Below are 13,220 nucleotides of genomic sequence, written 5' to 3' on the forward strand. Positions count from 1 at the left end.
ACGGCGCGAGCTCCGCGGGCCGGCGACGCGAGCACCGCGGGCCGACGGGGCCGAGCACCGCCCCGCTCAGCCCCGCTGCCCCCGCCGCCACGACAGCACCTGCCGCACCGTCACCTTCGACCCGTACTGCGCGACCGAGTGCCGGAACAGGTACTCGGCGAACCACAGCAGCAGCCCGGCGACGACGAACACCTCGACGATGCAGACCACCGACTCCGTCACGGTCAGGGCCCCGACGGCGTTCCGCACCATCGCGGTGATCGGCGTGAAGGTCGGGAAGTACGTGAAGAACTCCGCCACCGGCGACGTCGGCGTCGTCATCACGAAGAACGCCGCGTACAGGGGGATGATCAGCGCGAAGATCGCTGCCGACTGCAGGGCCGAGGCGTCCTTGATCGACGGCACCGCGGCCCCGACGGCGACGAACAGCCCCGATGCGAGCAGCACGCCGCCGACGAGCAACAGCGCCCCGGTCACCATCCGCCACGGGTCGATGGTCAGCCCGCCGAGCTGCGACGACAGCAGCGGCAGGGCGACGAGCAGTCCGACCAGTCCGGGCACGACGAACACGCTGACCTGCACGAAGCCGACGAGCAGCATCGCGATGACCTTGCCGCGGATCAGGTCGCCCGCGGTCACCGTGGTCAGGATCATCTCGGAGATCCGGTTCTCCTTCTCCTCGACCACGACGGTGACCATCCGGGCGGCGAGCAGGATGACGAGCCCGAAGAACGCGGCGACGAACAGGAACGGCGGCACGACGGACAACCAGCCCGGGGCGACCCGGCCGTCGGCGTAGGTGGTGACGTCGGTGGCGGGCGGGTTGCGGAGCAGCTGCACGGTCTCGGGGTCGTCGACCGACGCGGCGACGCTCTGCTCGAGCACCCGCTGGGCGAGCGACGAGTACACGCCGTTGGCGAAGAGCCCGCGGTCGGCCGCGTCGACCCGGATCGCGGTGGTGGACGGTGACGACGGGAACACGATGAAGGCGTCGAGGTCGCCGGACCGCACGGCGGCGCGGTCTGCGGCGGCGCTGGTGGACGGTGTCCCGCCCCACTTCGCGGCGACGGACTCGGACACCAGGCCGGAATCGTCGACGTAGTGGAACGGTGTCTTCGTGGCCGACGACCCGGAAACCACCGAGTCCGTGCCGGCGGCCTGTCCGATGCCGACGAGCAGCGAGACCACCACGATGACGACCGGCAGCGCGAGCGTGCCGATCCAGAACGCGGGCTTCTTGACCGCGCGGACGAACTCGAACCGGACGACCGTGCCGAGGTTGCTCATGCCGCTGCCCCGTCGGTCGACGTCAAGGCCAGGGCGTCGTGCCCGTACACCTGCACGAAGATCTCGTCGAGCGGGATCCGGCGCATCTCGAACGCGGTGACGTGCACCCCGGCCGCGATCAGTTCCGCCAGGACGTCCGCACCGTCCGGGGCGGCGGCCTGCGTGGGGACGAGGTAGGCGACGTGCCCTTCGTGCCGGGCGAGCCGGTACAGCGGCGACTTCGGCACCGGGCCGTCGAGCCCGACGCGGGCGACCGCGCCGCCGAAGGCGTCCTGCACGTCGGGCACGGATCCGTAGGCGGCGGCCCGGCCGTCCTTGAGCAGCAGGATGCGGTCGCAGAGCCGCTCGACCTCGTCCATGTGGTGGGTCACGAGGACCACGGTCGCGCCGTCGGCCTTGCGCTCGTCGACCAGGTCGAGCAGGAGCCGCCGGTTCACCGGGTCGAGCCCCTTGGTCGGTTCGTCGAGGATGAGCAGCCGCGGCTGGTCCATGATCGTGATGCCGAGCTGCACCTTCTGCTGCTGCCCGCCGGACAGCTTGTCGACGCGCAGCTTCGCACGGTCGGCCAGCCCGACGCGCGCCAGGTAGTCCATGCTCCACGCGGTCGCTTCGGCGCCGCGCAGCCCGCGCAGACGCCCGAAGTAGGTCATCACGTCGATGACGGATTCCTTGCGGTACAGCCCGCGCTCTTCGGGCAGGTAGCCGATTCCGCCCGTGGCCGGCCGGTAGGGGCGGCCGTCGATCGTCAGCGTCCCCGCCGTCGGCGTGGTGATGCCGAGCAGCGCCCGGATCGTCGTGGTCTTGCCGGAGCCGTTGCTGCCGAGCAACCCGAACGTCTCACCGGGGGCGACGTCGAACGACAGCCCGTCGACCACGGTGCGGTCCCCGAACCGCATCACGAAGTCCTGCACGCCGATGCTCGCCCCGCTCATGCGGCGACCCTACCGGCAGCGGCTGACGTCTCGGATGCCGGTCGCGGCCCGAGATGGTGACCTCACGGCGGACGGGAGGCACGGTGCCCGCCTGCACCGCGCCTCCCGTCCGCCACCTGGTTCCGTCAGGAACGCAACCAAGCCGTCCCCACGCCCGACAGGGCGCCGTCGACCACCGGGGCCGAGGCGAGCAGCAGTTCGCCGGCCGGCAGCGCGAAGGGCTCGTCGCCGAAGACCGTCACGCTGGTCCATCCGTTCGGCCGACGGAACGCGAGCACGTCGTCGCGGCCGGTCTCGATCCACTCGAGCTGTTCCTCGGACTGCAGCTGGCCGCGCAGGCCGAGCGCCTTCCGGTACAGGTGCAGGGTGGAGTCGGGGTCGGCGTCCTCGGCCTCGACGCTGGAGTCGGCGAACCACGCCGGCTGCGGCAGGTGCGAACCGTCCGGACCGAAGCCGAACGACGAGCCGGTGCGCGTCCACGGGATCGGCACGCGGCAGCCGTCACGGCCGACGTCGACGCCCGGGTTGCGGAAGAACGCCGGGTCCTGGCGGTCGGCGTCCGGGATGTCGCCGACCTCGTGCAGGCCGAGCTCCTCGCCCTGGTACAGGTAGGCGGAGCCGGGCAGGGCGAGTTCGAGCAGTGTGGCGGCCTGTGCGCGGCGCAGGCCGAGCGACCGGTCGAGCGCGTCCTGCGAGCCGCCGGCGAGCAGCCAGGCGCTGCCCTGCTTGTCGGTGCCGCCGGCGCGCGGCGGCAGGGCGTAGCGGGTGGCGTGCCGGACGACGTCGTGGTTGGAGAACACCCACGTGGTCGACGAGCCGGACTGCTCGGCGAGGCCGAGGTTGAACTCGATGATCGTGCGGAACTGGCCGGCGTCGAAGTCGGCCTCGAGCAGGTCGAAGTTGAACGCCTGGCCGAGCCCCTCGGCGCTGGCGTAGCGGGCACGGCGGTGGGCGGGGACCCAGGCCTCGGCGACCGCGGTGCGGGCCGGTGTGTACTCGTTGAAGACCGTCCGCCACTCGGCGTAGATCTCGTGCACGTCGTCGCGGTCCCACAGCGGGTGCGTGCCGTCCTTCGGCATCTCGGCGAGCTCGGCCCAGGTGGGCAGGGTCTCGCCCAGGTCCTTCGCCAGGCCGTGGGCCACGTCGATGCGGAACCCGTCGACGCCGCGGTCGGACCAGAAACGCAGGGTGTGCAGGAAGTCGTCGCGGACCTCGCGGTTCGCCCAGTTCAGGTCGGGCTGCTCCTTCGCGAAGCTGTGCAGGTACCACTGGCCGTCGCCGACGGCGGTCCAGGCCGGCCCGCCGAAGATCGAGATCCAGTCGGCGGGGGCGTCCTCGCCGGACGGTCCACTGCCGTCGCGGAACACGTAGCGGTCGCGGGCGGGGGAGCCCTTCGGCGCTGCGAGCGCCTCGCGGAACCACTCGTGCCGGTCGCTCGTGTGGTTCGGGACGACGTCGACGATCACCCGGATGCCCGCGGCGTGCAGTGCCTCGACCATCCGGTCGAAGTCGTCGAGGGAGCCGAGGCGCGGGTCGACGTCGCGGTAGTCGTCGACGTCGTAGCCGCCGTCGGCCAGGGCGGACGGGTAGAAGGGGCTGAGCCAGACGGCCTCGATGCCGAGTGAGGCCAGGTACGGCACCCGCTCGGTGATGCCGGGCAGGTCGCCGATGCCGTCGCCGTTCGCGTCGGCGAACGAGCGGGGGTAGATCTGGTAGACGCTGGCCTGGCGCCACCAGGTCTCGTCGTTCGTGGTGGCGGCGGGCTGGGCGAGGGTGTCGGTCACGTCGGGCCTTTCGTTCGAGGGGTGTGTGTCGGTCACTTGATCGCGCCCTGCGTCACGCCCGCCATCACCCACCGCTGGGTGACGAGGTAGACGATGATCGCCGGGGCCATGGCCATCAGGTACGAGGCGAACGACACGTTGTAGTTGTTGCTGAACTGCGTCTGGAACATCTGCTGCAGCACCGGCAGGGTCTGCAAGCCCGGGTCGGAGGTGATCAGCGACGGCATCACGAAGTCGTTCCAGGACGCGAGGAACGCGAAGATGCCGACGGTGGCGCTCATCGGTGCCAGCAGCGGGAACACGAGTCGCCAGAACACCTGTCCCGTGCTCGCACCGTCGATGCGTGCACTCTCCTCCAGTTCCGCCGGGATCGAACGCAGGAAGGCCGTGAAGAGCAGCACGCTGAAGGACAGTTGGAACATGACGTGCAGGATCGCGACGCCGAGCGGGTTGTCCAGGTGCGCGAGCCCGGTGAGCTTCACCTGCGACAGCGCGAGCACCGGGAACGGCAGGAACATCGCGGCGAGCAGGTAGAAGAACGACCAGCGGAACAGCCGGCGGTCCCAGTTCCGGGCGATCGCGTAGGCCGTGAACGAGGCGAGCAGGATCGTGCCGACGACGGTGATCGCGGCGACGAACACCGAGACCCCGAACGCCCGGGGGAAGTCGGTCAGCTGCCACGCCTGCACGAAGCCGTCGACGCTGAACGGCGCCGGCAGAGAGAACGCGTTGCCGTCGACCGCCTGGCCGGTGGTCTTGAACGCCATCGTCAGGGTGACGTAGAGCGGCACGAGGACGGTCAGTGCGCAGAGGACGAGGACGACGGTGACGGGCCAGTTGGCGGTGCCGCCGCGCCGACCGGCGGATCGTCCGCCGGCGGATCGGTCGGCGTCGACGGACCGGATGCTGCCGGTCGCGGTGGTCCCCGGTCGCAGGGGTGCTTGCAGGGACATCAGAGCGCTGCCTTCCCGCGGGTCGCCCGCAGCTGGATCACGGCGATGACGACCGCGATGACGAAGAAGATCGTGGCGTTCGCCATCTGGTAGGCGTAGTCGCCGCCGTTGAAGCCCTTGAAGATCGACATCGCGACACTGGTGGTCGAGGTGCCGGGGCCGCCGTCGGTCAGGCCGACGATGATGTCGTACGAGTTCAGGAAGTTCTTGAACCCGATGACCAGGTTGATCAGGATGTAGCCCGCGGTCAGCGGTGCGGTGATCGAGACGAGTTGGCGCCAGGCACTGGCACCGTCGAGGGCCGCCGCCTCGTACACCTCGCCCGGGATCGAGAGCACCCCCGCGATGTAGATGAGGAGCGTCGAGGGGATCGCCTGCCACGCGGTGACGACCACGATCGCCAGCCAGGCCAGGTCGGGGTCCGCCAGGATGCTCTGCTCGAGCGGGCCGAACCCGATCGCCGTGGCGAAGGCCGGCAGGCTGTTCGCGAACAGGAACGAGAACACGTACGCGATGACGATGCCCGAGATCACCATGGGCAGCACGAACACCGCGCGCAGGGCGATCTTGCCGCGGATCTTCGACGTCAGCGCGATGGCGAGCAGGAACGCGATCGCGTTGACGACGATCACGGTGACGAGCGAGAACCCGAGCGTGAACAGGTACGCCTGCAGGATCGCCGGGTCGGAGAACACCGCGATGTAGTTGGTGAGCCCGGTGAAGCGGAACTCGCCGAAGCCGACGGAGTTCGTGAAGCTCAGCACGATGCCCATCACGGCCGGCAGCGTGATGGCGAGCGTGAAGAGCACCAGCGTGGGCAGCAGGAACGCCAGGAACAGTGGGTCGACGCGGGGCTTCCGGCGTCCGTCCCGCAGTCCCTTCCGTCGTCCGGCCTGGAGGCCCGGGGCGGCCCCGCCACGGCGGCGGCGGTCCGCCGTCGTGATCGATTCGGTGGTCGTGGTTGCCATTCGGACGTCTCCTTACGCGGCCGTGCGGAGCGCGAGACGCGCCCAGTCGGCGTCGAGGGTGCGGAGCTGGCGCTGCGGGTCGCCGCCGAAGGCGATCGACTGCGCGTAGTTCGCGACCGGGATCTCGGCGGGGATGAGCTGCGAGGCACCGAGGTAGAAGGCTGCGTCGTCGTAGTACGACTGCATGCCGCGCAGGGCGGGGTTCGACGCCGGGGGAGCGTCCTTGCGCACGCCGAAGCCGTTGTTGTCCGCGTTGTACTGGTCGTTGACCTTCGACTGCATCAGGAAGGTCAGGAACTCGCGGGCGGCCTCCTGCTTGCGCGACGCCTCCGGGATCCAGAGGGCCAGGTCGACGTTCACGCGCACCTTCCGGTCGGCCGGGTCGTCGGTGACGGGCAGCGGGAAGGTGCCGAGGTCCATGTCCTTGTTCGTCTTGGCGATCTCACCGAGCGCCCACGGTCCCTGCAGGTACATGCTCGCCTTGCCCTGGGCGAAGGCGAGGTTGCCGTCGCCGTACCCACGGCTCGCGGCGCCGTCCTGGTGCCAGGCGCGGAGTCGCACCATGCGCTCCATCGGCTCCCGCAGGTCGCGCTCGAACGAGACGGCCGATCCCGTTCCGACGTTCGTGCCCTCGCGCCGCAGGGCCTCGAAGGTCGCCGGGGTGTCGATCATGCCGCCGATCGAGTAGTCGAACATGCCCTGGGCGATCGTCCAGTTGTCCTTGAACGTGCCGTAGATCGGCGCGATGCCGGCCTTCGTCAGTCGTTCGCACACGTCGGCGAACTCGCTCCACGTCGTCGGGACCTCGAGCCCCTGCTCCGCGAACAGTGCCTTGTTGTAGATCACCGACGCCGCGGTCACCGAGTAGGGCAGGGCGCTCTTCCGGCCGGGGTAGTCGGCGGTCTGCTCCATGAGCGGCCACAGGTCGGGGTTGATGGTGTCGGCCTGCGGCAGGTCGGACAGGTCCGTCAGCGCACCGTGCTCGACGAACGGCACGACCGAGAAGTTGTAGTTCCAGCAGCCGAGGTCCGGCGGTCGGTTCCGGACGAAGTTCGCGGACATGCTCGAGGTCGAGTCGCGGACGACCCGGATCTTCGACTGGGTCTGGTGGAACCGTGCGATGAGCTCGTCGAAGTAGCCGATGACCTCGGGCTTCGACACGTAGAACGTGATGGTCTCCGGCCTGGCGCTCGAGGACCCGATCGGGGCGCACCCGGCGAGCGCGAGGCCCGCCCCGATGCCGCCCGCTCCCAGCAGGAACGAGCGTCGGCTGACCGAGGCTGCGTTCCCGGCGGTGGCGTGTGCTTGCACGTCGTCTCCGTCCGTCCGGACCCGGCGTCCCTGCCGTTCCGTCCCGCGAGCGGCTCCGATGCAGCCCGCGGAACTAAATGTAGCGAGAAAATCTAATTCTGCAAGGAACTCGTCGCACGATAGGGTCACGGCATGCCGCCACCCCGTGGAACGAGCGCAGAGACGCTGCTCGCGTACGCCTTCGACTCCGCGGCGTTCACCGCGACCGAGGCGATCGACGCCACCGGGCTGACCCGGTCGACCGTCCTGGGTGCGGCCGAGGAACTCGTCCGGCTCGGCTGGCTCCGCGAGCTCGACGACGCCCGTGCCGCGGGGGAGTACCGGATGGGACGCCCCGCCCGGCGCTACGAACTCGACACCGTCGCCGGGGTCGTCGTCGGCGTGGACGCCGGCCAGCACCGGGTCACCACCTTCGTCGCCGACCTGCGCGGCACCGTCCTGGGCCGTGCCGAGGGGGCGCTCGGTGCATCTGGCCTCGACGTGCCCGTGCGGCTCCGGGTCATCGCCGACACCGTGGCCGCTGCGCTCGCTTCGGCAGGCGTCGACCGCACCCGGGTCCTGGTCACCGTCGTGGGTGTCCCCGCACCGGTCGACGCCGCCGGTGCCTCGCCCGACGACGGCGGCTTCTGGGTCCGGATGAACCCGGGGTTCGACGGCACCGTGCCGGGCGGGATGGTGCTCGTCGAGAACGATGCGAACCTCGCCGCGCTCGCCGAACGGCCGTCCTCGGGTGACGCGTCCTTCGCGGCGCTGCTGTCCGGCGAACGCTACGGCGCGGGCCTCGTCGTCGACGGGGTCCTGCTGCGCGGCGCCCACGGCGGAGCGGGGGAGATGCGGGTGCTCGAGCTCGTCGAGGGCGTCGGTTCGTCCGCCGGCATCGGCGCCGTCGCCCGAACCTTCGTGGCCGACGCCGTCGCCGCGGGGCGCATCCCCGCGGACGCCGCGCTCGCCGCGGACGCCGCACTGGTGTTCGCGGCCGCACGGAGCGGTGATCCGGTCGCGCGCACCATCGTCGACCGCCTGGGCGACCGCCTGGCCCGGGTCTGCGTCCTGCTCGCGAGCCTGCTCGACATCGACCGCGTGGTGGTCGCCGGCGCGATCGCCCAACCGGCGGTCGCCGTCATTGACCGTGCCCGCGACCTGCTCGCCGAGGGGCACTTCGACCCGGTGCCCGAACTCGTCGCGTCGTCGCTCGGCGCCGACGTCGTCGTCATCGGGGCCGTGGCCCACGCGGTCGATGCGGTGCGGGCCGACCCGCTGTCCTTTCCGCTGCTCAGCCGGGCAGCGGCACCTCGTGGTCCCGGTCCCACGGTTCCGTCCAGCCGAGTCGGTCGAACAGTGCATCCAGCAGCATCGCGGTGAAGCCCCACACCAGGTGGTCGTCGCCGTCGGCCTCGATGGTGAACGCTGCTCCGCGCCACTCCTGACCACCGCGGCGGATCACCGTCACGCCGCGGTTCGCCGGGTCGAGCAGATCGGCAACGGGTACCCGGAACACCGCGGCCGACTCGTGCTCGTCGACGACGCGGATCGGTGACGGGTCCCGCCACCAGCCGATGACCGGCTGGACCAGGTGGTTCGAGAACGCCAGCGGTACGGCGGGCAGGGGGCCGAGCACCTCGACGCCAGCGGGATCGAGGCCCGTCTCCTCCTGCGCCTCGCGCAGTGCGGCGGCGACGGCGTCCACGTCGCCCGGGTCGATGCGCCCGCCGGGGAACGCGACCTCGCCGGCGTGGGCGCGCAGGGTCGTGGCCCGGGCGAGGAGCAGGACGTCGAGGTCGCGCGGGACCCCGGGTGCCGTCGCGGGTCGGTCGCTCGGGATGCGATCGAGGACGCCGAAGAGCATCAGGACGGCCGCCCGTCGCGGGGTAGACGTCCCGCCGGGTTCGCCGATCGGCCCGGCGTCGCCCCAGCCGTCCGCAGCGACCGCGGCGAGTGCTGCCCGTGCTGATCCGTCGTGCGTCACCCGTTCACCATAGATGCGGCCACCGGGAGCTCCGGTGACGCTGGCGCGCAGGAAGCTTCACTGGGGATTGTTCGGGCGTCTCCTGGGAGCGGGGCAGGTGGGAACTGTGGGAACCGGAAGCGCCTCGGTGCCCCGTTCGCAGCGGGCCACCGCCACGATGGCAACGTCCGCCGGGAGGCCCCATGTTCCACGATCTGCTCCGACCCCTGTTCCACATCGCCGTCGTCGCACCGTCCGTGCTCGTCCCGGTCGACGTCATCGCGGTGCTCCTCACCGTCGCCGCGCTCCTGCCCGCGTTCGGTCGTCGCTCCCGGCACCCGGTCCGGGGCCTGGTCTGGCGGCTCGGCGCCATGGCCGTCGGAGCCGTGCTCGGCTTGGTCGCGGTGTGGTGGTTCGGCGACGTGCAGGACCTGTACGGGGTGTCGTTCACGCCGGTCACCCGGATGTGGGTGGCCTTGGCCTTCGGCGGTGTCGGCCTGCTCGTCGTGGTCGTCGTCCAGGGCGGCTGGCTGCGCCGCGTCCTCGGCCTGCTCGCGGCGGTGGCGGTGGCGCTGGCCGCCGTCCTCGGCGTCAACGTCGACTTCGGCGCGTACCGCACGATCGAGCAGGCCGTGACGACGGATCCGTACCCATCCGGTCCGCTGGGACACGAGACGGGGGTGGGGCGCGCCTCCAGTCCGGTGGTGGACCCGGCCACCTGGCGGGCACCCGCCGGCATGCCGCGGCGTGGGAAGGTGCTCTCCGTCGACATCCCGTCGACCGTCTCCCACTTCCACGCACGGCCGGCGGTCGTGTACCTGCCGCCCGCAGCACTGACCGAACGACCGCCGACCCTGCCCGTCCTGATCAGCCTCGCCGGGCAACCAGGCCAGCCGAGCGACATGTTCCAGGCCGGCCGGCTCGGCGCGGTGATGGACGCCTTCGCTGCGGCACACCACGGGCTCGCCCCGATCGTCGTCGCACCCGACCAGCTCGGAGCGCCGGACCGCAACCCGATGTGCGTCGACTCGTCCCTCGGCCGCTCCGCGACGTACATCATGACCGACACCACGAACTGGATCCGGCAGCACCTGCGCGTCGGAGCGTCCCCCTCCGCCTGGGGCATCGTCGGGTTCTCGCAGGGCGCGACGTGCGCCATGCAGTTCTCCACCGCACACCCCGGCGTGTTCGGCACGACCTTCGCCATCTCGAGCGAGCTCGCACCCCTGAACGGCTCCGTCCAGCACAGCATCCAGTACGGGTTCGGCGGCTCGGCCTCGCGGTACGCCGCAGCGGCACCGCGGGCGATCATGCGTGCGCACGGTCCCTACCCCGGGCACCTGACGGTGTTCGCCTACGGCAGCGACGACGCCCCCTACGTCGCGTCGACCAGGGCACTCCGCGCCGCCGCGAACGCCGCCGGCATGCAGACCCGGCTGTTCGTGTCCGAGGGCTCCGCCCATGACTGGAACACCGTCCGCTACGCCCTGCGCGTCGGGATGCCCGGCGTCATCGCGCACCTGGGCCTCCGGTGAACGCGATGGCCGCGGCCTTCGCGTGGGCGAGACCGAAGCGTCTCGTGCCGGTGGCCCGTCGGTACCCGCTGACGAGCGTCGTCTCGGCCCTGACGGTCGTCGCCGGCATCGCCGCCGTGGTGCTCCGCTGCATCGGTGCGCACGACGGCCGGACGCCCGACTCCCTGGGCGGGACGATGGGTCCGCTCGGCGTGGTCGCGGTGACGAGCAGCGTCGTCGGGTTCCTCGTCACCTTCGTCGCCGTCGTGGTGTGCACCGGGGCGTCCGAACGGCTGCTCGGCTGGCGGCGCACCCTGCTCGCGATGGTCGTCACGACCGTCGTGGGGACCGGCCTCGGCGCCGTGCTGCAGCTGTTCGACGGCGCCCCGGCGAACCGCGGTTTCCTCGTGCACCTGGGGCACGTCGGACCCTGGACGTGGATCGTCGGCACCATCGTCACCGCGAGCGCGTTCGCCGGCGCCCTGTGGCGACGCCGGATCCGGGTCGTGTCGATCGCCGTCGTCGCGGCACTGCTGCTCTACGCCGGACACGCGTCCGACCTGCACGCGGCGCTCGCCCTGGTCGTCGGCCTGGTGCTCGGTCGCGTGCTGCGACGGTCCCCGGTGCGGAGCGGCTGGACGCGGAGCTCCTCACGCGAGACCCGGGTGCTGCTGGTGGCCGCGGTGACGGTGTCGGCGGTCGGACCCGTGCTCGCGCTCGTCACCGGCGCACAGTTCGGACTGCTCGCCCCGCTCGCCGTGGTGCTCGACACCGGGCCGACCGGGAGGATGCCGCACTGCTCGGTGACCGGGGTGACCGCCAGCTGTGTCCGGGCGCTCGCCGCGGTGCACCCGCACGGCCTGTTCCAGTCACTGCTGGCCGTGATGCCGCTCGTGGTCCTGGCGGTCGGCGCCGTGGGACTCCGGCGTGGCAGCCGGTTCGCGCTGTGGCTCGTGGTGACCGTCGACCTGATCACCGGCATCGCGACCGCCGTGTCGTACGGGGTGCTGCCCGAGCGGCACCACGCCGTCGTGCAGCGTCTGGCATCGGACCACCTCGCGGTCTCGCTCTCGCTCGTCGCATCGGTGCTGGTCCCGATCGCCACCGCCGTGGTGCTCGTCCTGCGCCGCGCCGACTTCCCGGTCCGGACCGACCGGCGACGACTGCTGACCTTCGCGATCACGGTCGCCGGCTCGGCCCTGGTGCTCGCGGTCGTCGTCGTCGGCGTCGCCGTTGCCTCGGGCGACAGCGTGCGGGAGCCCCTGCACCTGGCGCTCGCCGTGCTCGGCCCGATCGCCCCCGTGACCCTGCCCACACACCTGGCACTGGCCGAGCCGGCGCTGCGGTTCGTCGTGGGCATCTCGGGCCCACTCCTGTGGCTCGCGGTGGCGATCGCCGCGGTCCGGCCGACCGGTGCCGGACGCTCGGACAGCGACCTCGACGGGCAGGACGCCGACCGGGTGGCCGCTCGTGCCCTGCTGGTCGCGGGCGGTGGCGACACCTTCGGGTGGATGACGACCTGGCCCGGCAACGAGTACTGGTTCACCGAGGACGGCCGCGCCGGGGTCGCGTACCACCGCACCGGCAGCGTCGCCGTGACGACCGGCGGCCCCTTCGGCCACGAGGACGCACGGCTCGCAGCACTCGAGGGCTTCGCACGGGCCGCGGACGACCACGGTTGGACGCCCGTCTTCTACGGCATCGACGCCACCCTCGGTGCTGCACTCGCACGACTGGGCTGGACGACCCTTCCCGTCGCCGAGGACGCCGACCTCGACCCGCGCACCTGGACGACCACGGGCAAGCGCAAGCAAGACGTCCGCACGGCCGTCAACAAGGCCGCACGCTCCGGCACCACCGCGCTCTGGTCGGACTGGGCCTCGCTGCCCGGCTCGGTCACCCGCCAGATCGAGGCGATCTCGGAGGAGTGGGTCGCCGAGCGCGAACTGCCCGAGATGGGGTTCACCCTGGGCGGGATCGACGAGATGCGCGACCCCGCCGTCCGCACGCTCGTCGCTCTGGGCGAGGACGGCACCGTGCTCGCCGTCACCAGCTGGCTGCCCGCCTACCGCGCCGGCCAGGTGGTCGGCTGGACGCTCGACGTGATGCGCCGCGCCCCGGACGCCCCGAACGGCGTCATGGAGTTCCTGGTCGCGAGTGCGGTCGACCGGATGCGCGCCGACGGGGCCGAGCGGCTCAGCCTGTCCGCGGCACCGCTCGCGTCCTCGGCGGAACCGCAGACCGGCGGCCGGAGCGGCGTCGAATCGGTCCTCGACGTCGTCGGCGGAGCCCTCGAACCGGTCTACGGGTTCCGCTCCCTGCTGCGCTTCAAGGCGAAGTTCGGCCCCGACCTGCACCCACTGGTGATGGCGTACCCGGACCCGGTGGCGCTGCCCACGATCGGCGTCGCCATCGTCCGCACCTACCTGCCGGGGCTGTCGCTCCGCCAGGCGGTGGCGATCATGCGCGAACGGCGTCCGGCGCCCGCAGCCCGGGCCGAGCAGCCAGCCGCGCGCGTCGGCTGAA

At 71.7% G+C, this 13,220-nt stretch carries 10 protein-coding genes; 3 read left to right on the forward strand and 7 right to left on the reverse strand.

The window, feature by feature from the left end; all coding sequences use genetic code 11:
* Window positions 1–66: 66 nt before the first annotated feature.
* From ASF75_RS08070 to ASF75_RS08095, 6 genes are all read right to left on the reverse strand, one after another.
* A complete protein-coding gene (locus ASF75_RS08070; RefSeq protein WP_056070394.1) occupies window positions 67–1,287 on the reverse strand; it encodes an ABC transporter permease in 1,221 nt (406 codons plus the stop codon).
* Window positions 1,284–2,219 carry an ABC transporter ATP-binding protein gene (locus ASF75_RS08075; protein ID WP_056070397.1) on the reverse strand — a complete coding sequence of 312 codons (936 nt, stop codon included), beginning with the start codon at window positions 2,217–2,219 and terminating at the stop codon, window positions 1,284–1,286. The genes ASF75_RS08070 and ASF75_RS08075 overlap by 4 nt, the downstream gene beginning before the upstream one ends.
* A gap of 125 nt (window positions 2,220–2,344) precedes the next feature.
* The gene (locus ASF75_RS08080; protein WP_056070400.1) at window positions 2,345–4,003 is read right to left on the reverse strand and encodes a glycoside hydrolase family 13 protein; all 1,659 of its coding nucleotides are present in this window, start codon (window positions 4,001–4,003) and stop codon (window positions 2,345–2,347) included.
* A gap of 32 nt (window positions 4,004–4,035) precedes the next feature.
* A complete protein-coding gene (locus ASF75_RS08085; RefSeq protein WP_017888419.1) occupies window positions 4,036–4,956 on the reverse strand; it encodes a carbohydrate ABC transporter permease in 921 nt (306 codons plus the stop codon).
* A complete protein-coding gene (locus tag ASF75_RS08090) occupies window positions 4,956–5,924 on the reverse strand; it encodes a carbohydrate ABC transporter permease (RefSeq protein ID WP_017888420.1) in 969 nt (322 codons plus the stop codon). The genes ASF75_RS08085 and ASF75_RS08090 overlap by 1 nt, the downstream gene beginning before the upstream one ends.
* Window positions 5,925–5,936: 12 nt before the next feature.
* Complete coding sequence (locus ASF75_RS08095; protein ID WP_056070402.1) at window positions 5,937–7,235, reverse strand: ABC transporter substrate-binding protein; 1,299 nt, start codon at window positions 7,233–7,235, stop codon at window positions 5,937–5,939.
* A 132-nt stretch (window positions 7,236–7,367) separates the two neighbouring features.
* On the opposite strand from ASF75_RS08095, the gene ASF75_RS08100 reads away from it, so the two are divergent.
* Window positions 7,368–8,597: an ROK family protein gene (locus ASF75_RS08100; RefSeq protein WP_082509556.1), complete on the forward strand. Its 1,230-nt coding sequence runs from the start codon at window positions 7,368–7,370 to the stop codon at window positions 8,595–8,597.
* Here ASF75_RS08100 and ASF75_RS17300 read toward each other — a convergent pair.
* Window positions 8,509–9,201: an NUDIX hydrolase gene (locus tag ASF75_RS17300; RefSeq protein ID WP_082509558.1), complete on the reverse strand. Its 693-nt coding sequence runs from the start codon at window positions 9,199–9,201 to the stop codon at window positions 8,509–8,511. The two genes, ASF75_RS08100 and ASF75_RS17300, sit on opposite strands and share 89 nt — an antisense overlap.
* A 182-nt stretch (window positions 9,202–9,383) precedes the next feature.
* On the opposite strand from ASF75_RS17300, the gene ASF75_RS08110 reads away from it, so the two are divergent.
* On the forward strand, window positions 9,384–10,715 hold the full coding sequence (locus ASF75_RS08110; RefSeq protein WP_017888425.1) for an alpha/beta hydrolase: 1,332 nt from the start codon (window positions 9,384–9,386) through the stop codon (window positions 10,713–10,715).
* A gap of 5 nt (window positions 10,716–10,720) precedes the next feature.
* Window positions 10,721–13,219, forward strand: coding sequence for a bifunctional lysylphosphatidylglycerol flippase/synthetase MprF (locus ASF75_RS08115; protein WP_156463827.1), 2,499 nt, complete (start codon window positions 10,721–10,723; stop codon window positions 13,217–13,219).
* The last annotated feature ends 1 nt before the right edge of the window (window position 13,220 follow it).

This window comes from Curtobacterium sp. Leaf154 (assembly GCF_001424595.1).
GTDB classification, from domain to species: Bacteria; Actinomycetota; Actinomycetes; order Actinomycetales; family Microbacteriaceae; genus Curtobacterium; species Curtobacterium poinsettiae.

Coding starts and splice junctions, on each gene's coding strand:
- ASF75_RS08075 (WP_056070397.1), bottom strand. CDS start 2,219: ATGAGCGGGGCGAGCATCGGCGTGCAGGACTTCGTGATGCGGTTCGGG.
- ASF75_RS08090 (WP_017888420.1), bottom strand. CDS start 5,924: ATGGCAACCACGACCACCGAATCGATCACGACGGCGGACCGCCGCCGC.
- ASF75_RS08085 (WP_017888419.1), bottom strand. CDS start 4,956: ATGTCCCTGCAAGCACCCCTGCGACCGGGGACCACCGCGACCGGCAGC.
- ASF75_RS08110 (WP_017888425.1), top strand. CDS start 9,384: ATGTTCCACGATCTGCTCCGACCCCTGTTCCACATCGCCGTCGTCGCA.
- ASF75_RS08100 (WP_082509556.1), top strand. CDS start 7,368: ATGCCGCCACCCCGTGGAACGAGCGCAGAGACGCTGCTCGCGTACGCC.
- ASF75_RS08070 (WP_056070394.1), bottom strand. CDS start 1,287: ATGAGCAACCTCGGCACGGTCGTCCGGTTCGAGTTCGTCCGCGCGGTC.
- ASF75_RS08115 (WP_156463827.1), top strand. CDS start 10,721: ATGGCCGCGGCCTTCGCGTGGGCGAGACCGAAGCGTCTCGTGCCGGTG.